Below are 19127 nucleotides of genomic sequence, written 5' to 3' on the forward strand. Positions count from 1 at the left end.
GTGTCTCCTGTTGGTTGTGCTTCAGAACTTGACGCGGAAGCCGATGTCGAACTGCGCCTTGCGCTGCGCTGGTGTCCAGCCATCGCCGCGGTTCAGGCCGACGTTGGAGTAGAAGCCCAACTGGCTGTCGGCCCAGTACTCGAGGCCGGCACCGAAGCGGTTCTTCTTCTCGTCGGCCTGGTTGAGATAGCCGACCATGTAGGTGAACTTGCCAGCCGGAATGACCGCGCCGATGGAGCGTCGGGTGACACTGGCAGTGCCCACGCCGCTGTCGCCGCGTTCCCACTGCGCCATCACCGTGGCCACACCAAAGTTGTAGCTGCCGTACAGGCCCCGGGTTTCCTGCTGCTTGATGCCGCGGTCGACGGCGGCAGCCACCGAGACCGCGCCCGCCTTGTACTGCAGACCCAGGGCGCGCGGCGTGGCTGGATCGTCGATGGTGGCGTTGTTGGTATTGCCCTCGCTGTCGCTGATGGAGACATGGCCCCTCAGGCCGCTCAGCTCGGGGGTCTTGTAGTAGAGGGTGTTGTTCTGGCGGACGCCGCTGTTGATGCCACCGGTGTGCACGTTGGCCACCGTGGTGCCGCCCTTCCAGGGCTCGTAGCCGCCGTTGAACTCCTGCAGGGCGTTGAGCATGCGGCCCACGCGCATCTCGCCCCAGCTGGCGCCGCGCAGTCCCAGCCAGGAGTGGCGGTAGAGCTGCACTTCGGTGGGTGCGGAGGCGTTGGCACCCGGTGCGTTCTCGCCCGTGTTGGGACGGAAGCGGTGCTCCAGGTAGGCAAACGCCTCCAGGTCGGGCGAGAAGTTCTTCTGGCCCCTGAACATCACACGGTTCAGCGGGGGGCCCGAGGACGTCATCTTCCAGTCGCTGCCGTCGGGTGTGCCCACGCGCTGCAGACCGAGGTCCAGCCACACGCCCAGACTCACGCTGGTGGTCGGGTTGATTTCGTGGGTGATGTCGGCCTGCGCAAGCGTGGCGACACCGAGAGCTGCTGTCAGAACAATTGCTTTTTTCACCGGGGAGTCCCTCATCGGTTCGGTTGTGGAGGGCGCCGAGTTCGTGGAGTCATGCATCGGCGCGGACCCAATTCTTCGGCGCCGGGTACCCCGTGCATGTCCCCTTCGATTAGCACGGGGAAGTGCCTATGCGCGACCTCGCGAACGCCTCAGGGGCCGCGGTCGAGCAGCGACTGAACGTCGCGTTCGTCGAGCGGAAAACCCGGGAACTGGGCCAGGCCCAGCAGCGGAACGGCCAGGATCGACTGCCGCCCCACGGGATCGGCCAGCAACTGCCCGGCACGCCCGCGCGCACCACCGCGTTGCTCGAACAGCGTCTGCAGCCGGGGGCCCAGCACCGGGTGGGCCACCCACTCTTCCATCGTGGACCAACCAGTGAGCGGACGCTCGACCGGCGTGCGCTCCAGCTCGATCACCTGCGCCAACCGGATGTCGCGCGACGACGCCCCCACGCGCACCTCGACCTCGCCCCCGTGATACCGCCAGCCCATGCCGGGCAACCGGTAACACAGGCGCTCTCGCGGGATACCGATCTCGATCTGCCTGGTCTGTCCCGGCTCCAGCGCCACCCTGGCAAAGCCGCGCAGTTCCTGGGGCGGGCACACCGCCAGACCCGAGCGGTCCTGCAGGTAGACCTGCACCACCTCGCTGCCGCTGCGAGCGCCGGTGTTCGTGACCGACACCTGCACAGTGAGCGCCACCTCATCGCTTGCTGGATGGGCCCGCACGCTCAGGCCGGCATAGGCGAACCGGGTGTAGGACAGCCCGTGGCCGAACGGAAAGTCCACCGCCATGTCCCGGGCGTCGTAATGGCGGTAGCCGACGTACAGGCCCTCGCCGTAGCGCACATGACCGTTCTCACCGGGGTAGTCCAGGTAGGCCGGCGTGTCCTGCAGGCGGCAGGGGATGGTCTCGGCCAGTCGCCCGGAAGGATTGACATCGCCCAGCAGCACATCGGCCACCGCCTCACCGTGTGCCTGGCCCGTGAGCCAGAACTCGACGATGGCGTCCGCGTGGTGGCGCCATGGTGCCGTCGTCACCACGGCGCCATTGCTCAGGGCGACGACGAGCTTCGGCGCCACACCGGCCAGCGTCTCGATCAGATGAACCTGGTTGTGCGGCAGGTCGATGTGTCGGCGGTCGCGGCCTTCCGCTTCGGCGGTATCGGGCAACCCAAGGAAGAGCAGCACCGTACCCGCCCGGCTTGCGAGCTGGAGAGCCTCGGCCACCAGCTCGGGCTGCGGCCCGTCCGCATCCAGGCGGTAGCCAGCGGCAAAGGCCACTTCGGTCGATGCGCCCAGTCGCTCGCGCAGCGAATCCAGCGCATGAACCAAGCGGTGCGGATTGACGCGCGAACTGCCGGCGCCCTGGTAGCGCGGTGAGCGAGCGAGCTCGCCGATCACAGCCAGCGTAGCCAGTCCATCGGGGCGCAGCGGCAGGGCGTCGCGCTCGTTCTTGAGCAGCACCGCCGAGGTTGCCGCCGCCTCCCGGGCCAGGGCATGCTGCGCGGCCATGTCCACCTCGTCGGCGCTGCCAAAGGCCACCCGCCCGGCCAGGCGGCGCAGGCGCTGGACCACGTCGTCCAGGCGGTCTTCAGGAATCGCTCCCCGCAGGGCCGCCTGGTGGACCGTGTCGTCCTCGGGCACCCCGGGCATGCGCAGGTCCAGCCCTGCCCGCACGGCGGCAACCGGGTCGTAGACCGCACCCCAGTCGGACACCACCACACCGTCGTAACCCCATTCGCCCTTGAGCACGTCGCTGAGCAGCCAGTGGCTCTCATCGGTGTAGACGCCGTTGAGGCGGTTGTAGGAGGTCATCACCATCCAGGGCGAGGCCTGCTTCACCACGGTCTGAAAACCGCGCAGGTAGATCTCCCACAAGGGGCGCTCGTCCACATCGGCGCTGATGCGGTGCCGGTCATGCTCCTGGTTGTTGGCAGCGAAGTGCTTCACGCAGGCGCCGACGCCCTGGCTCTGGATGCCCCGCACCTGCGCTGCGGCGCAGAGCCCGCTGAGCAGGGGGTCTTCGGAGAAGTACTCGAAGTTGCGCCCGCACAGGGGCGTTCGCTTGATGTTCAGGCCCGGCCCGAGGATCACCTGCACGCCCCGTGCCCGTGCCTCGCGCGCCAGCGCCGCACCCACCCGCTCGATCAGTGCGAGGTCCCAGGAAGAAGCCAGCGTGACGGCCGGCGGAAAGCAGGTCGCCACAATGCTGGCGCCAATGCCCAGGTGATCGGGGTTGCTGTCGTCCTGCAGGCGCAGGCCGTGAGGGCCGTCGGACAGCCGAATGGCGGGCAAGCCGATGGCTGGCGCCGCCTGTGTGAGCCAGTAGTTGGCCCCGGTGGTCAGCGCCGCCTTCTGGCGAAGAGAAAGGCCGCTGTTGGCGGCGCCTGAGGGTTCCGATCCTGAATCCATTCGGACTCCTGCTCAAGGTGTGTTGAAGGGGCCATGGGCGGCGCCCATGGGGGCCGAGGCACTGTAGGCGCCACCCGCAAGAGAGGATGTCCCTCTGCATTAGCACAGCGGGCGGCAAAGACCGGCGTCCGGGGCGCTCAGTCGGCGAGCCAGGAGAGTTCGATGCAGCTGCGGATGCCCAGCTTGGCGTAGGCACGGCGGCGCAGCGTGAGCACCGTCGCCGGCGAGATGCCCAGATCGGCCGCGATGCCGTCGTTGGTGATGCCGCAGGCGATGCGCGCGGCCACCTGCTGCTCGCGCCCGGACAGCCGGGTGGCCCGCGCCTGCAACAGCGCTTCGGCCCGAAGCACGCGTTCGGTCACTGTCGCTGAAGGCCGCATGTAGGGATGCTGGCAGATCACCTGCCGCAGCAACATGGCCGCTTTGGCCCAGCGCCGAAGTTCGTCGTCTGGAAAGCCCCCCAGGCCCGGCGCACGCGACGCATGGATGGCGTACACCGCCGAGACCTCGCCGGCCACCAGCAGGCAGGCCTCGTCCCCGTCGTGGGCAATGGCCACACGGCAGTCGGCCGCGCCGCGGCCGTGAAGCCATTGCACCAGAGGGCGGTCGATCACGGACCACCGCGACCCCTCGCATCCCAGAGGCCAGCCCCTGGTACCGCCGGGGGCCACGTCTTCCGCCACGCCCACGCGGTCGATCAGCCGGGAGATGCCCGGGCGGTGCTCCATGATGGCCAGCCGGCGCAACACGGCCCGCCCGGACAACCAGTCGAACAGACCGACGGCCAACTGGCGCCGGCGCAGCGTGGCCAGCAGGCGCAGTGTGGGGGCTGTCGGCACCTCGATGTCCAGGGGCACGGTGCCCAGTTGCCAGGAACTTGTCATCGCGGCACCTCAGGCCGCCAGGTGGCGCAGGTCCATGCGGTCGTGGATGCCCAGCTTGGCGTAGGCCCGCTTGCGCAGCGTGGTGACGGTCGACGCGGCGATGCCCAGCTCGGCCGCGATCAATGCTGCGCTCTGACCGTCGGCAATGCGCGCGCAGATCTGGCGTTCGCGCCCGGACAGCGACGCGGCGCGCACGCTCAGGCGCACCTCGGCCGAATCCACGCGCTGCCCGGCACCCGGCTCGGTGGGGCTGACGATGCGGTGCGCCTCGCGCACCAGCAGCCCGCAGGGTTGAATCGCCTGGAGCGCTTCTGCCCCCAGGCCATCACCCGGTGTGGAGGGAAACAGATGCATGGCCCAGGCGGTGTTCGGCGCGAGTGTGTACAGCACGCTGATCCGCTCGCACAGGCCACTGCCGTCGGCGAAGTGGCCCAGCCAGCGGGCCGGCGGCTCGACGGCGCTGCGAAGACCGAACATGGCGTCGTCACACAGGCCCCGGGCCAGCGCCACCAGGTGGCCATGCGCGGGATCGATGAGGGAATCGGCCACCCCCTGAGCGATCTCGCCCGCCGACAGGCGACCGAATGCGGGGGCAACCACCTGCCGGACCTTCAGCACACCGCCGTGCAGCACGTACTCAATGGCCAAGGCCGGGCCGGCACCGACGGTGGTACACAGCAGGCCCAACATGCGCTCGACGGCCTGATGCTCTTCCGTGGCGGCCAGCAGTTCGAGCACACGGCCCAGGGGCAGCGCATGCACCGAGGCCAACTGGGCCGGGGTCCAGCGCGCCGACTCGGTCGCCGGCGCCAGGCAGCGATGGACGGTGGCCTCGCTCACAGCAAGCTCCCGGCGCATGGCAACAGAGTACCGAGCGGTGGCGATGGACGTTTGTCGGGACTGGGCATGGTCGGCTCCGTGAGAGGTGCGACAGTCTCGGCGGGGCAACGTCATCTGACAATAGGATGAAGCGACTAAGTCATATCCATAAACCTAATATTGAAATCTGCCCGATCGCGGGGTTTCCGCAGGCACGGCAAGGCGCGTCGGAGCTGCGGCCGATGGCCGCCTTGCGTGAGAAAAGAAAGGTTGGCCCTCAGGCCAAGGTCTGGACCGACAGGGCCTGCTGCCGCCACTCGCGCGGCGTGAGGCCGTACTGCTCCTTGAACGAGCGGCTGAAGTGGGCGGCTTCGTTGAAGCCCCAGGAAAACGCGATGTCGCTGACGCTGCGGCTGGCCAGGCGCGGGTCGACCAGGTCGCGGTGGCAGGCCTCCAGCCGCCACTGCCAGATCAGCCGCGAGAGGGGCAAGGGCTCGCCCCGGAACAGGCGCGCCAAGTGATCGGGTGAAAGCCCGGCGGCCTGGGCCACGCTGGCCACGGACAGCCCGGGGTCGCGCAGCCGCTCCTTGACATAGGCCTTGATGCGAGCAAGGTGGTAGGCGTGCAGGCTCGAAGGACGGCGCGAGTTGGCCTGTGGCAGGCTGCGCAGGCCCGCCGCGATCATCTGGGTGATGGCATCGGACACGCCTTGCGCGGACGACGGGTGAAGGCGGTCGGCCTGGTTGCGCAGGGTGTTCACCATCGAGAGCAGAAGGTTGCCGGCTGCGCCGTCGCCCGACACCGTGGTGGCGGTGAGTTCTTCCAGGCCCGTCACATGCTGCTCCAGGTGCGCGCGCGGCAGCCGCAACACCATGACATGGTGCTCCTCATCGTCGAACATCAGCTCGTACGGCCGGGTGCAGTCGTAGAGCACGAAGTCGCCCTGGTTGACCACGGCGATCCGCCCGTCCTGACACACCACACTCTTGCCCACCTGCTGCAGCTGGACCAGGCAGTAGTCCTCGCCCGAACGCGACACATGAAGCGGCGTGCGACGCACCCGTGGCACGTTGGCGCGCAGCTCGGTCAGGTCCAGCCCGCCGATCCGGGAGAACTCGATCTCGCCGAACAGCGCCCTTTCCTGGGGCTGGTCGCACTCCAGCTGCACATAGATGGAGCAGATCATGTCCAGCCAGTACTCGAACCGCTGGTTCTCCGGCACCTCTCCGGTGGCCATGCGATTGCGCAGCGCGCAGGCAGGTCCTGTCGGATGGCTTGGTGTGGATGGAGGCTGGTGTTCCATGGTGTGTTCCTTTGCGTGCAGACCTGGCTAGCAAGACCCGCACCCAGCAGTCACGTTACGCCTTCGGCCCACCGAGAAGCATCGGGTTCAACCCTCACCAGGGCCGCCAGACTCTGATCCACCACAAGCACGGCAGCACCCAGACAAGAGCCAGGACGGATCCGGACAAGTGGCATCCGCAGGTGCCGCGACACAGGCTGGCCGGTCGGAATGAACCAAGCGCTGCGCAGCGCACGTGCAAGCCCGAAGCACCGGTCGTCCCTACGCTAAGGCCTCGTTTCAACCCACCCCCAACGAGGCCCCACATGCAAGACGAGCAGCCTTCCTCCGCCGGTCACAGCTCCCGCCGTCAGTTCCTGGTTCAAGGCACCGCGCTCGCGGCTGCCACCGTCGCCGCGCCCCACGCGTTCGCAGCCGATGACGTGATCAAGATCGGCTACCTGACGCACCGCACCGGTCCGTTCGCACCGTTCGCCGAAGCCGACAGCTTCATCCTGGACAACGCGGCCAAGGCCTTGTCCGGTGGTCTGAGCATCGGGGGCAAGAGGTACCGCGTCGAATTCATCGCCAAGGACGACCAGAGCAACCCAGACCGCCAGTCCAACCTGGCCGCCGAGCTGATCAACAAGGACGGGGTGGACCTCATGCTGGGTCAGGCCACCATCGGCCCCGGCATTGCGCAGCAGTGCGAGATCAACGGCGTGCCCTGCATCACCACCATGAGCCCTTGGCAAGCCTGGATGTTCCCCATGAAGGGCGACCCGGCCAAAGGCTTCAAGAACGTCTTCCACTTCTTCTGGGGCATCGACGACATCGCCAACGTGTACCTGGACATCTGGAAGGACCTGAAGCTGCCCAAGGTGATCGGCTCGGCTTTCGAAAACACGCTGCCGGGCAACGCCATGGGCGACCTGAAGATGGGCATGCCCGCCATGTTCGCCAAGGCCGGCTACAAGATCGTGGACATCGGCAAGTTCGCACCTGGTAGCAACGACTTCTCGGCACAGATCCAGGCGTTCAAGAAAGAAGGCGCCGAGATCGTCACCGGCCTGTTCGCTCCGCCCGAGTGGGCCAGCTTCGTCAAGCAGAGCGCGCAGATGGGCTACAAGCCCAAGGTGATGACCATTGCCAAGGCCCTGCTCTTCCCGGGCGGCGTGCAGGCGCTGGGCAAGAGCGCCCACGGCATGTCCACCGAGATCTGGTGGTCGCCGGCCTACCCGTTCAAGAGCAGCCTGACCGGCCAGACCGCGCGCCAGCTGGCCGACGCCTACACGGCCGCCACCCAGAAGGAATGGACCCAGCCGATCGGCGTGATGCACGCCCTGGTCGAGGCTGGCATCGCGGCGCTCAAGGCCAGCGGCGACCCGAAAAACCCGCAGAAGGTGGCCGATGCCATCCGCAACATGAAGCAGGACACGGTGATCGGCCGCCTGGACTTTTCCGACAGCGGCATCAGGAACGTGTCGAAGATGCGCGTCGTCGGTGGGCAGTGGATCGTCGATGAAAAGGGCAAGCTCGACATCGTCGTCACGCACAACGGCACCGCCCCGGAGATTCCGGTGCAGCGCAAGTTCGTGCTGCTGGGGGCTTGAAGGCCATGCAGCGCGCGGCGTACGGGAACGGTCCCGTTTCGGAGGCCACATGACACCCCTTCTCACACTCAGCGGTGTACACAAGGCCTATGGCCGGACACCCGTGATCCGTGGCCTGGACCTGACGGTCGCTGATGGCGAGTTCGTCGGTGTCATCGGTCCCAACGGCGCTGGCAAGACGACCGCGTTCGGCCTCATCGCCGGCAACCTGCGCTGCGACAGCGGAACCATCCATCTGCAGGGGCAGGACATCACCGCACTGAGCGCCGACCAGCGCTGCCGCGCCGGCATCGGCCGCACCTTCCAAATTCCGCAGCCCTTTGCCGGGCTGAGCGTGTATGAGAACACGCTGGTGGCGGCGACCTACGGCGCCGGCCTGGACCAGGAACCAGCAGCTGACGCGGCCTGTGACGCCCTGCGCCGCTGCGGACTCGCGGCCCAGGGCAACCAGCCGGCCGCCAGCCTGACGCTGCTGCAGCGCAAGCGGCTGGAAGTCGCTCGGGCCCTCGCCACTTCGCCCCGGCTGCTGCTGCTCGACGAAGTGGGCGGCGGCCTGACCGACGCCGAGGTGCACCAACTGCTCGAACTGGTCAGCGAGATCCACGCCCAGGGCGTGACCGTGCTGTGGATCGAGCACCTGGTCCACGCGCTGGTGAAGGTGGCCCGCCGCCTGGTGGTACTGACCGACGGCTCGCTGCTGGCAGATGGCCCGCCCGCCGAGGTGATTGCCAGCCGGCTGGTGCGCGAAACCTACCTGGGATCCGAACTGGACATGGAAGCGGAGGTGGAACATGCTGCAGGTTGAACAACTCGATGCGCACTACGGCCTGTTCCAGGCGCTGTTTGGTGTGAGCCTGTGGGTAGAGCCGGGCCAGACGCTGGCGCTCATCGGCTCCAACGGCGCCGGCAAGACCACGCTGCTGCGCACCCTGGCCGGGGCGCTTCGTGCCCGCCCGGACAGCATCCGCCTCGACGGCGAGTGCATCAGCGCGGGACACGAGCTGGACCGCCTGCGCCAGGGCATCGCCCTGGTGCCCGAAGGGCGGCGGCTGTTCCCCAGCCTCACGGTGCGTGAACACCTGGCGCTGGCGCAGCGCAATGGACGGCCCGGCGACTGGACCACCGAACGTGTGCTGGACGAGATGCCGGTGCTGCGCGACCTGCTGGGGCGGCCGGCCACCGCCATGTCCGGCGGACAGCAGCAGCTGGTGGCTATTGCCCGCGCCTTGCTGTGCAACCCCCGCTACCTGCTGTGCGACGAGGTGTCGCTGGGCCTGTCCCCGCTGGCGGTCGAGGAGGTCTACCGGCTGCTGCGCCAGGCCAGCCAATCAGGCATGGCGCTGGTGCTGGTGGAACAGAACGTCCGCCGAGCCCTCAACGATTCCGACCGCTACGTCTGCCTGCAGAAGGGACGCGTGGTGCTGGAAGGTGAGTCCCTGCACGCCAACCACCACGACGTGGCCGCTGCGTATTTCGGAGTCGAGACGGCATGAACACCCTGATTGAAGTCCTGCTCAACGGTCTCCTGCTGGGCTCGCTTTACGCGATGTTTGCGCTGGGCCTGAGCCTGAGCCTGGGCGTGATGAAGATGATCAACCTGGCCCACGGCGATCTGATCGTGCTCGGCGCCTACCTGTCCATGGTGGTGATGTCCACCACCGGCTGGTCCGCCCTGGCCAGCCTGGCACTGGTGCTGCCCGCCATGTTCTGCATCGGCTGGCTGCTGCAGACCACGCTGCTCAACCGCGTGGTGGGGGCGCACGAACTGTCTCCGCTGCTGGTGACCTTCGGTCTGTCGGTGGTGATCCAGAACCTGCTGCAGGAGGTGTTCAGCGCCGACACGCGCAGCCTGCCCTCCGGTGAACTGACCCTGCAGGGCCTGAACCTGGGCGGCGTGTCGGTGGGGGTATTCCCGTTGCTGATCGCCGCCATCAGCGTGCTGATGTACGCCGGCACCCACCTGCTGGTGGCCCACTCCCACTGGGGCCGCCAGGCGCGCGCCGTGTCGGACGACGCACCCACCGCGCGGCTGGTGGGCGTGAACGACCAGCGCTTCTTCGCCCTGATGGCGGGCTTCGTGATGGTGGTCACCGGACTGGCCGCGGTGCTCTACGGCATGCGCACCCCGTTCGCCCCCATGGCCGGCCCGGAGCGGTTGCTGTTCGCCTTCGAGGCGGTGGTGCTGGGCGGTCTGGGCAGCCTGTGGGGCAGCTTCTTCGGTGGCCTGCTGATCGGTCTGGCCCAGGTGCTCGGGTCCCAGATCAACCCCGGCCTGGGTGCTTTCTTCGGCCACCTCACCTTCTTCGTGGTCCTGCTCGTGCGCCCGCAGGGTCTGTTCAGCCCGATGACCCGCAAGCACTGACAAGGAAGTCCCCATGCGCGCAGCCATTCACTCTCTGCTGTCTTCCTGGCGCGGCCTGGCCATGACCCTGGCCGGCCTGGCCCTGCTGGCCGCCCTGCCCTGGTTCACCGGTTTTGGCACCCAGCGCCTGCTGGTGGAGGTGTTCACCGTGTTCGCCATCGCCATGGCCTGGAACCTGCTCGCTGGCTTCGGCGGCATGGTGGTGGTGGGCCTGCATGTGTTCGTGGGCGTGGGCGCCTATGCCCTGTTCTTCCTCTCCAACACCCTGGGCTGGAACCCCTGGGTCACGCTGCCACTGGCCATGGCCGTGACCGCCCTGTTCGCGGCGGTCGTGGCCCTGCCCATGTTCCGCCTCAGCGGCGCCCATTTCGCGGTGGGCACCTGGGTGCTGGCCGAGCTGATGCGCATCCTGGTGCTCAACGCCGACACGCTGGGCGCGGGCGGCGGCATGCCGCTGAGCAACCTGGGCGACTTCACCCGCGCCGAGCGCAACCTGGGCACCTACTGGGCTGCGCTGGCGGTGGCGGCGCTGGCCCTGTTCTGGGCCAGGGGCCTGCTCAAGAGCTCGCTCGGCCTGGCGCTGGCCAGCATCCGCGACAGCGAGGACGCGGCGCGCGCCAGCGGCGTGCCGGTGCGGCGCACCAAGCTGGCGCTGTGGCTGATGTGCGCCGCCCTCACCGGCGTGGCCGGCGCCGTGGCCTACATGAACACGCTGCAGGTGAGCCCGGACGCGAGCTTTGGCCTGGGCTGGACCGCCATGGCGATCTTCATTTCCGTGCTCGGCGGCATCGGCCGCATCGAGGGCCCCGTCATCGGCACGGCCATCTATTTCCTGTTGCGCGAGCTCAGCGCCGATTACGGCGTCTGGTACTTCGTGGCGCTCGGTCTCATTGCCATCGCCACGATGGTCCTGTCTCCCCAAGGCACCTGGGGGCTGGTGCTGCGCCGCTGGCCCTCCCTCGACCCGCTGCGCACGCGTCGCTGGATGCCTTGACCGTGTTGTTTCCCGTACCCCAGACCACACCACCGGTCTTGTCCTTCAACCCCACTGGAGCATTTTCCGCATGAAACCGATGACCCGTTCCGCCACGTTTGCCCTGCTGGCCACCGCCGCATGCCTTGCACACGCCACCGAAGGCGGTGGCTCCACCTACCCCCGAGGGGTGGAGAACTTCCTGGTGGGTGCCGTTCCGCCACCAGGCGTGTACCTGCTGGGCTATGGCAACCACTACGCCGCCGACAAGTTCATCACCGGACAAGGCGACAACGCGGGCATCCCTGGCTTCAAGGTGCGTGCCACAGCGGCCGTGCTGCGGGGCGTGTGGTCCACCACGACCGAAGTCATGGGCGGCCATCTGGTGTTTCACTCCATCGTGCCGCTGGTCAACCTGAAGGTCAGTGCCGCCGGCAACAGCCAGAGCAAAAGTGGCGTGGGCGACATCACGTTGGGAACAGGCGTCGCTTTTCACCATTCACCCCAGCTGCACACCGTCGTCGGCCTGGACTTTTCCTTGCCCACCGGTGACTACGACAAGAACAACCTGGCCAACATCGGTCGCAACTACCTCTCGGTGCAGCCGCTGTTTGGCGTCAGCCACATCGACCCGAATGGCCTGAACGCCGACCTCAAGCTCACCCTCAACCTGAACCGCCGCAACAAGGACACCGACTACCGCAGCGGCAACGAGTTGTTCGCCGACTACTCCATCGGCTGGGGGGTGGGCAACGGCTGGACGGTCGGCGTTGGCGGACACGCCTGGCAGCAACTCACCAACGACAAGTCCGGCGGCGCCGATGTGGCCAACAGCAAGACACGCGCCTTCGCACTGGGTCCGTCCCTGAAGTACGACGACGGCAAAGGCTGGTTCTTCACCGCCAAGCTGCAGCGCGACATGGCTGTGCGCAATTCCACCCAGGGCACGGCGTTCTGGCTCAAGACATCCATTCCTTTCTAACCCGCCAACAGGAGCACATCATGGGCATTTCCCACCCCAAGTACAAAGTCGCTGTTGTCCAGGCCGCCCCCGTCTGGCTGGACCTTGACGGCACCGTCGACAAATGCATCCAGCTCATCAACGAGGCCGCCGAAAAAGGCTGCAAGCTGATCGCCTTTCCCGAGACCTTCATTCCCGGCTACCCGTGGCACATCTGGATGGGCGCGCCCGCCTGGGCCATCGGCCGGGGCTTTGTGCAGCGGTACTTCGACAACTCGCTGTCCTACGACAGCCCGCAGGCCGAGAAGCTGCGCCAGGCCGTCAAGGCCGCAGGCATCACGGCATCGCTGGGTCTGTCGGAGCGTTCCGGCGGCAGCCTCTACATCGCGCAGTGGCTGATCGGGCCCGACGGAGAAACGATTTCGCAGCGGCGCAAGCTGCGCCCCACGCACTCCGAGCGCACCGTCTTCGGCGACGGCGACGGCAGCGACCTGAAAGTGCATGACACGCCACTGGGCCGCGTGGGCGAACTGGCCTGCTGGGAGAACATCCTGTCGCTGAACAAGTACGCCATGTTCTCGCAGCACGAACAGGTGCACATCGCGGCCTGGCCGAGCTTCTCGACCTACGAACCCTTTGCCCACGCCCTGGGCTGGGAGGTCAACAACGCCGTCAGCAAGGTGTACGCCGTGGAGGGCGGCTGCTTCGTGCTGGCGCCCTGCGCCATCATTTCCAAGGCGATGGTGGAGGAGCTGTGCGACACCCCCGACAAACATGCCCTGACCCACGTGGGTGGTGGGCACGCGGTGATCTACGGCCCCGATGGCTCGCCCCTGACGGAGAAGCTGCCGGAAGACGCCGAAGGCCTGCTGATCGCGGAAATCGACCTCGGCATGATCGGCGTGGCCAAGAACGCCATGGACCCGGTGGGTCACTATGCCCGCCCCGACGTGCACCGCCTGCTGCTCAACCGCAAGAAGGGCTCGCCCGTGGAGCACTTCTCCTTGCCCGTCGACGCGGTCGATCCTCAAGACAACCTGACCGCGAACTGAGGGCGATCCGTCCCTCCCACAGGAGCCCTCATGGAATCCGCCATCGCGCCGCACCTGCGCTGCCCGCGCAGCCAATCCCCACGCATGCCGGCCGGCTACACGCCACCCGTACCCGCGTACACCGCCCGCTATGCAACGGACCAGACGCACGCCGTCATGGCGTACCACGGCGTGCAGTACCGCGACCCGGCCGACCGCGCGTCGGCGGTGGCCGGGCTGCAGACCCTGCGCAACGCCGTGCAGGGCGCCGACGCGCCCCGCTTCTCCGACCTGGCACAGTTCCGCGACCCCGAGGGTTGGGACACGCTGGTGTGGACGGCCTACTGGTCCGACCGGGCGAGCCACCAGCGCTGGCAACGGCACCCGGCGGTGCAGGCCTTCTGGCAAAGCGATGAGCGCCTGAGCGGCAACACGGGATGGTTTCGTGAGGTGGCCTGCCCCGGGGTGGACCGCTTCGAAACCCTGATGTCATCGCCCGACGGGCAGGAGGCGGTGGCGCGCCTGGCCGAGGCGGTGAGCGGGGAGATTCTGGAGCACGCCTACTGGGGCGGCATGCGCGACCGTCTGCCGGCATCGCAGACGGATGCACTGGCTGGTGCCCATCCAGCTCGCCCCTTTCCACCCCGACCTGGCGAACGGGTGGTCATCGAAGGCCATCACAACATCGCGCTGATCCGCAGCGGCCAGAACTGGGAACACACCGTCGGCGCGGAGCGCGAGCGCTACCTGGGCGAGGTGGAGCCCGTGCTGCGCGTGGGCATGGCGTTCCTCGCCTCGTCAGACGGCCTGGGGGTCGGCTGTCTGAGCAACCGCTACCTGCGCGTGCTCGACGACAACTTGGCGCCCACCGACCGCAGCTACGGACTGAGCTGGTGGCAGAGCCTGGCGCACATGGAGGTCTGGGCCGAGAAGCACCCCACACACCTGAAGATCTTCGGGGCCTTCATGGGCATGCTCCAGGCCATCGCAGCGCCGCCCAGCCTGCGCCTGTACCACGAGGTGAGCGTGCTGCAGGCCGGTGATGCGCAATTCGAGTACCTCAACTGCCACCCTGGCACGGGGCTGCTGTCGATCGACTGACACGCAACGCGGCGACGTCGGACTCACCAAGCAACATCTTCGTGCGCTCCAGTTCGCTGAGGAGTACGAACCGCGCGAGGAGTTTCATTTGCTGGGCACGCGCCCTGGTGATCGAGATGTTCACGCAGTAGGCGCTGCAGACCCATTGGCAGGCGCGAAGGGCCACTTCAATCGGCATGGCCGCCCAAGCAAACGAACACCCCGTTCAATGCACCTCTGCGGTGTCCACGCACAGTCCCTGGATACGGGCTGCCAGCTGCGTGCGGTTCTCGACGTGCAGCTTCTTGAACGCATTGGACATGTGGAAACGGACGGTAGGAAACCCCACGCCCATTTCCTTCGCGATCTGTTTGTCGGGACACCCCATCAAGACCAGTGATGCCACCTGGGCCTCTCTCATGCTCAGAGATGTCTTGCGCCGCAGAAGGTCCACCAGGTGCTCCTGCCGGACGGGCTGGGCCACCGGCTTCTGGGTCCAGCTCAACCGCTCCATCGCCGAGGCAAACGCCGGCTCCACCAAGCGCAACGCCTCCAGTTCGCTGGCGTCGAAGTTGCCCCGGCTTCGCTGGCGCCAGATGCGCATGTCTGCGGTGCACAACCCTTCGGCGAACACATAGACATTGACGCCCCAGTGCATGCGATCCTTGGCCAGGAAGTCGTTGAAGAACTCGGTGCGCGCCAGATCCGACTGACAAAGGATCTGCGTGGCCAAGGTGGGATGACGCCTTTCCATCATCGGGAACGTCAGCGGATCGATGTGCCGGTAGTACTCGTCCCAGGCACGGAGGTTTTCGACGGACTGGTTCAGGGCTTTCACCCGCTCGAACCGGCGGCTTTCGTTGTTCCAGGTGAACGAAACATAGGTGTCGGCCTTGAGGAGGTCGAGCATCGGAAGCGCGAGGTCGGCGCGCAGACTGTCGGCGTCCTGGGACTGAGCAAGCAGGCGCATGACCTCACCGAGGGCGCGTGTCTGAGAACTTGAGAGATACATGACCGTCGGCTAGCAATAACCATGCTGGGATCGCCGCACCATCCTAGGGCGGCGCGCTTGGCGCCCGCATCGGTAAGTTCCCTATCCAACGTGCATTCACACCCTATCAATCCTGCGAGGTGCCTTCTGTCTGTGTGCTGCCTACGATTTCTCCAGACCAGTCGACATCGGAACGCACATGAACCCCACCCAGTTAGGAATCTGCGACATACGAGCCCAGCTTCGCGCTGGCACGCTCACCAGCGTTGCGCTGGCCAAGGCCCTGATCGAGCGCACCAATGAGCGAACAGCCATGCGTGGCTACGTGGCCTTTGATGAGGAAACGCTGCTCAAGGAAGCCACGGAAGCAGACCAGCGCATCGCGGCCGGAACAGATCTGCCCCTGCTGGGGGTGCCGATCGCCCTGAAAGACAACATCGACTCAACCGACTACCCGTGCTCTGCAGGAACGGGCAGCTTGCTGGGATCGTTGCCCGTCATGGACGCCGATGTGGTCACGCGCCTGAGAGCCGCTGGCGCCCTGATCGCAGGGAAGGCCAACATGCACGAATTGGCGTTCGGCATCACCACGGACAACCATGCGACCGGAGAGGCCCTCAACCCCTGGGACACAGATCGCATTCCCGGTGGCAGCAGTGGTGGCAGTGGTGTGGTGGTCGCGGCGGGCATGGTGCCGGCCTCGATTGGCACCGACACAGGTGGCTCGGTCCGCGTTCCCGCATCCCTTTGTGGCCTGGTGGGCTTCAGACCCACCGCGGGACGTGTCTCCGGCCGGGGCATCGCGCCCATATCCACCACCAGAGACACCGCAGGCCCCATCGCCCGCAGCGTTGCCGACTGTGCACTGCTGGACGCGGTGCTGACCACAAGCCAGGCGCCGCTTCTCACGGTGTCTCTGGCGGGTGCGCGACTGGGGGTCCCGGCGAATCATTTCTGGGACGACCTGGATCCCGGCGTTCGTTCGGTGACGGAAGCGGCCCTCGACAGGCTTCGGGCGGCCGGCGCGCAACTGGTGCCGGTGGCCCTGCCGTCGGTGGCAGAACTCAATGCGGCCGCCGGCTTCCCCATCGCACTCCACGAGTTCGTTCGAGACATGCAGGACTACCTGGCCTACGCGAAGCGCGGCATCTCCTTTGAGGAGCTTGTGGCGGGTGTCAAAAGCCCCGACGTCAAGGAGATCGTGTCCCCGCTGCTTTCGGGAGGAACCATTCCAGAGGCGGTGTACGAACAGGCCCTTGGCTCCAGAAGACAGCTGCAGGAGGTGTACGCCGACGCTTTCCTGCACTCTGGCGTTCACGCCCTCGTTTTTCCAACCGTTCCCGTCCCGGCGGCGAAGACCAGCGAGAAGATGAGCGTTGTTCTCAATGGCAAGCCCGAGCCGCTGTTCCCCACGTTCATCCGCAACACGGACCCCGGCAGCAATGCAGGCCTGCCCGGCCTGACCTTGCCCGCCGGTCTGAGCGGGGGGCTTCCCGTCGGACTGGCTCTCGACGGACTGCCCGGCAGCGACCGCTTGATCCTCTCCCTCGGACAGGCGATGGAGCCGCTGTTTCCCATGAATTCCGCCCCCTGGATGCGCTGAGCGTCCTTCCCACAACAACCGAATCGCACTTCTCAATAGGAGCTTTCACATGCAACGCCGTACTTTCGTCGCCAGCGCAGCCATCGCATCCCTGGCGGGCCCCAGCCTCGTGCGGGCCCAATCCGCATTGAACGTGGCGGTCATGATTCCCATGAGCGGGCCCGGGGGACTGTTCGGTCCTTCTTCAAAGGCCTGCGCCGAACTCGCGTTCGACATCATCAACGCCCGAGGCGGCATCCTGGGCCAGAAGATCAATCCCCTGTTCGGTGATGCAGGTCTGCCCCCGGCCGAGGTCACCCAGGCGGCGCTGAAGCTCTGGAAGGGACAGAAAGCCCAGGCGGTCATCGGCATGCACGACAGCGCCGTCCGTGGCGCGCTGGTGGGACTCTTCAAGGGCCAGGTGCCGTACTTTTACGCCCCAGTGTATGAAGGTGGCGAATGCGCGAGGGGAACCTACCTCAGCGGGGAAACCCCTCAGCAGCAGCTCGAACCCGTCATCCCATGGATCGCCTCGGAGCGCAAGCCGACCAAGTGGTACATGATCGGCAACGACTACATCTGGGGTCGCAACACCAACGCCGCTGCGCGCGTATTCATCACCAAGACCGGTGCCAAGGTCGTTGGCGAGGAGTACCTCCCCTTCACCGTCGACAACTTCGATGCCAGCCTGGCACGCATCCGTGACAGCGGTGCCGATGCCGTTCTGGTGTCCCTGGTGGGCGGCGCCTCCGTCACCTTCAACAAGGCGTTCGCGAGCATGGGTCTGTCGGACAAGGTGATCCGGCTGGGTTCCTTGCTGGAAGAAAACACCCTGGCCGGCATCGGCATCGCCAACGCCCGGAATCTGTACTCCAGCGCGGGTTACTTTGCGAACATCCAGACGCCTGCCGCGAAGGCATTCTCCGATGCGTACTTCAAGAAGTTCGGCCCCCAGGCGCCCACACTGAGCACCTTGGGCGAGTCGGTCTATGAGGGCGCCATGATGCTCGAAGCCATCGCCACCCGCGCGAAATCCCTGGACGTCGAGAAGATGGACAAGGCCAGCAACGGCGCCAGCTACAGCGGCCCACGGGGCGACGTGGTCATGGGCGCACGCCACGTGACGCAGAACATCTATGTGGCGACGGTGGACGACAAGGGGTTCCGTGTGGTCAAGACCTTCCCGGGCGTGGGCTCGGGTCAAACCTGCAAGGTGTGAGCGACGCCATGGATTCCAGCTGGCTGCTCCATCTCCTCAACCTGTTGTACGAACTGGCAACCCTGGGCCTGACGACGCTGGGCCTGGCGGTGGTGTTCGGATTGCTCGGGGTCATGAACATGGCCCACGGCGAGTTCGTCATGCTGGGAGCGTACGCGGTGGTCACGGTGCAGTCCTGGGGCTGGCCACTGATCACCGCCATGCCCCTGGCGCTGCTGGTCTGTGGTGGCGTGGGCTGGGTGGTGGAGCGCTGGCTGATCCGTCCCCTGTACGCGCGACCGTTTGACACCCTGCTGGCCACCTGGGCGCTGGCCATTCTCATGCGCAAGCTCGTGGAAGCGGTCTACGGCCGCGACCACCGGAACATCGAGAGCACCCTGACGACGCCCATCGAGGTCATCGGCATCCAGTACCCGGTGTACCGCCTGTTTCTGCTCGCGCTGACGGCGGCCCTCATGCTGGCGCTGGCGCTCTGGTACCGGCGCAGTTCGATGGGGCTGCGCGTTCGCGCCATGACGGGCAACCCGGCCCTGGCCCAGGCGCTGGGCATCAACACCACACGGCTCGCATCCCAGACCTTTGTCGTCGGCATGATGCTGGCCGGGGCCTCGGGCGTGCTGCTGGCGCCTCTGGTGCGCATCGAGCCGGGTATCGGTGTCGACTATCTGCTGGACTCGTTCTTTGTCCTGGTGGTCGGCGGCCTCGGCACGCTCAGCGGATTCGGCGGCGGTGTCTCCATCATTGGCGGAACGCAGTCGGTGCTGAGTGCGCTCATTGACCAGACCAGCGGCTATGCCGTGGTGCTCATCCTGTCCATCCTCTTCCTCTGGTTGAAACCCAATGGACTCTTCGGACGCAATTGACCTCAACGGGACGGCCAGACAGTCCACCCGCCAGAT

17 protein-coding genes are annotated in these 19127 nt (G+C 66.7%); 11 read left to right on the forward strand and 6 right to left on the reverse strand.

All coding sequences use genetic code 11. The annotated features are described in order from the left end of the window. Positions 1 to 21: 21 nt before the first annotated feature. From RCO38_RS23355 to RCO38_RS23375, 5 genes are all read right to left on the reverse strand, one after another. Positions 22 to 1032, reverse strand: a complete 1011-nt coding sequence (locus tag RCO38_RS23355) for a porin (RefSeq protein ID WP_308330947.1) — start codon at positions 1030 to 1032, stop codon at positions 22 to 24. Between the two features lie 134 nt (positions 1033 to 1166). Next, on the reverse strand, positions 1167 to 3431 hold the full coding sequence (locus RCO38_RS23360; protein WP_308330949.1) for a beta-glucosidase family protein: 2265 nt from the start codon (positions 3429 to 3431) through the stop codon (positions 1167 to 1169). 137 nt (positions 3432 to 3568) lie between these two features. Then, positions 3569 to 4315, reverse strand: coding sequence for a helix-turn-helix transcriptional regulator (locus RCO38_RS23365; RefSeq protein WP_308330951.1), 747 nt, complete (start codon positions 4313 to 4315; stop codon positions 3569 to 3571). A gap of 9 nt (positions 4316 to 4324) precedes the next feature. Beyond that, positions 4325 to 5155: a helix-turn-helix transcriptional regulator gene (locus RCO38_RS23370; RefSeq protein ID WP_308330953.1), complete on the reverse strand. Its 831-nt coding sequence runs from the start codon at positions 5153 to 5155 to the stop codon at positions 4325 to 4327. A gap of 256 nt (positions 5156 to 5411) precedes the next feature. Next, on the reverse strand, positions 5412 to 6371 hold the full coding sequence (locus RCO38_RS23375) for an AraC-like ligand-binding domain-containing protein (protein ID WP_308330955.1): 960 nt from the start codon (positions 6369 to 6371) through the stop codon (positions 5412 to 5414). A gap of 371 nt (positions 6372 to 6742) precedes the next feature. Between RCO38_RS23375 and RCO38_RS23380 the strand changes: the two genes are divergently transcribed. The 8 genes from RCO38_RS23380 (at position 6743) to RCO38_RS23415 (ending at position 14457) form a co-directional block, all read left to right on the forward strand. Beyond that, positions 6743 to 8029 (forward strand): ABC transporter substrate-binding protein, encoded by a 1287-nt coding sequence (locus RCO38_RS23380; protein ID WP_308330957.1) that lies wholly within the window; start codon positions 6743 to 6745, stop codon positions 8027 to 8029. Between the two features lie 49 nt (positions 8030 to 8078). Beyond that, positions 8079 to 8834: an ABC transporter ATP-binding protein gene (locus tag RCO38_RS23385; RefSeq protein WP_308330958.1), complete on the forward strand. Its 756-nt coding sequence runs from the start codon at positions 8079 to 8081 to the stop codon at positions 8832 to 8834. After that, on the forward strand, positions 8821 to 9522 hold the full coding sequence (locus RCO38_RS23390; protein WP_308330960.1) for an ABC transporter ATP-binding protein: 702 nt from the start codon (positions 8821 to 8823) through the stop codon (positions 9520 to 9522). Before RCO38_RS23385 ends, RCO38_RS23390 begins: the two co-directional genes overlap by 14 nt. Further along, positions 9519 to 10391 carry a branched-chain amino acid ABC transporter permease gene (locus tag RCO38_RS23395; protein WP_308330962.1) on the forward strand — a complete coding sequence of 291 codons (873 nt, stop codon included), beginning with the start codon at positions 9519 to 9521 and terminating at the stop codon, positions 10389 to 10391. Before RCO38_RS23390 ends, RCO38_RS23395 begins: the two co-directional genes overlap by 4 nt. Positions 10392 to 10404: 13 nt before the next feature. Continuing rightward, the gene (locus tag RCO38_RS23400) at positions 10405 to 11385 is read left to right on the forward strand and encodes a branched-chain amino acid ABC transporter permease (protein ID WP_308330964.1); all 981 of its coding nucleotides are present in this window, start codon (positions 10405 to 10407) and stop codon (positions 11383 to 11385) included. 70 nt (positions 11386 to 11455) lie between these two features. Further along, complete coding sequence (locus tag RCO38_RS23405) at positions 11456 to 12346, forward strand: SphA family protein (protein WP_308330966.1); 891 nt, start codon at positions 11456 to 11458, stop codon at positions 12344 to 12346. Positions 12347 to 12366: 20 nt separating this feature from the next. After that, positions 12367 to 13377: a carbon-nitrogen hydrolase family protein gene (locus RCO38_RS23410; protein WP_308330968.1), complete on the forward strand. Its 1011-nt coding sequence runs from the start codon at positions 12367 to 12369 to the stop codon at positions 13375 to 13377. A gap of 30 nt (positions 13378 to 13407) precedes the next feature. After that, a complete protein-coding gene (locus RCO38_RS23415) occupies positions 13408 to 14457 on the forward strand; it encodes a phenylacetaldoxime dehydratase family protein (RefSeq protein WP_308330970.1) in 1050 nt (349 codons plus the stop codon). Positions 14458 to 14662: 205 nt separating this feature from the next. Here RCO38_RS23415 and RCO38_RS23420 read toward each other — a convergent pair whose 3' ends face one another. Further along, the gene (locus RCO38_RS23420; RefSeq protein WP_308330971.1) at positions 14663 to 15406 is read right to left on the reverse strand and encodes a helix-turn-helix transcriptional regulator; all 744 of its coding nucleotides are present in this window, start codon (positions 15404 to 15406) and stop codon (positions 14663 to 14665) included. 220 nt (positions 15407 to 15626) lie between these two features. Between RCO38_RS23420 and iaaH the strand changes: the two genes are divergently transcribed. The 3 genes from iaaH to RCO38_RS23435 are packed head-to-tail and all read left to right on the forward strand — an operon-like array spanning position 15627 to position 19091. Further along, on the forward strand, positions 15627 to 17030 hold the full coding sequence (iaaH, locus tag RCO38_RS23425) for an indoleacetamide hydrolase (RefSeq protein ID WP_308330973.1): 1404 nt from the start codon (positions 15627 to 15629) through the stop codon (positions 17028 to 17030). Positions 17031 to 17079: 49 nt separating this feature from the next. Continuing rightward, the gene (locus tag RCO38_RS23430; RefSeq protein WP_308330975.1) at positions 17080 to 18228 is read left to right on the forward strand and encodes a substrate-binding domain-containing protein; all 1149 of its coding nucleotides are present in this window, start codon (positions 17080 to 17082) and stop codon (positions 18226 to 18228) included. Between the two features lie 8 nt (positions 18229 to 18236). Next, positions 18237 to 19091, forward strand: a complete 855-nt coding sequence (locus RCO38_RS23435; protein ID WP_308330977.1) for a branched-chain amino acid ABC transporter permease — start codon at positions 18237 to 18239, stop codon at positions 19089 to 19091. Positions 19092 to 19127 lie beyond the last annotated feature (36 nt).

This window comes from Hydrogenophaga pseudoflava (genome assembly GCF_031020795.1).
Lineage (GTDB): Bacteria > Pseudomonadota > Gammaproteobacteria > Burkholderiales > Burkholderiaceae_C > Hydrogenophaga > Hydrogenophaga pseudoflava_A.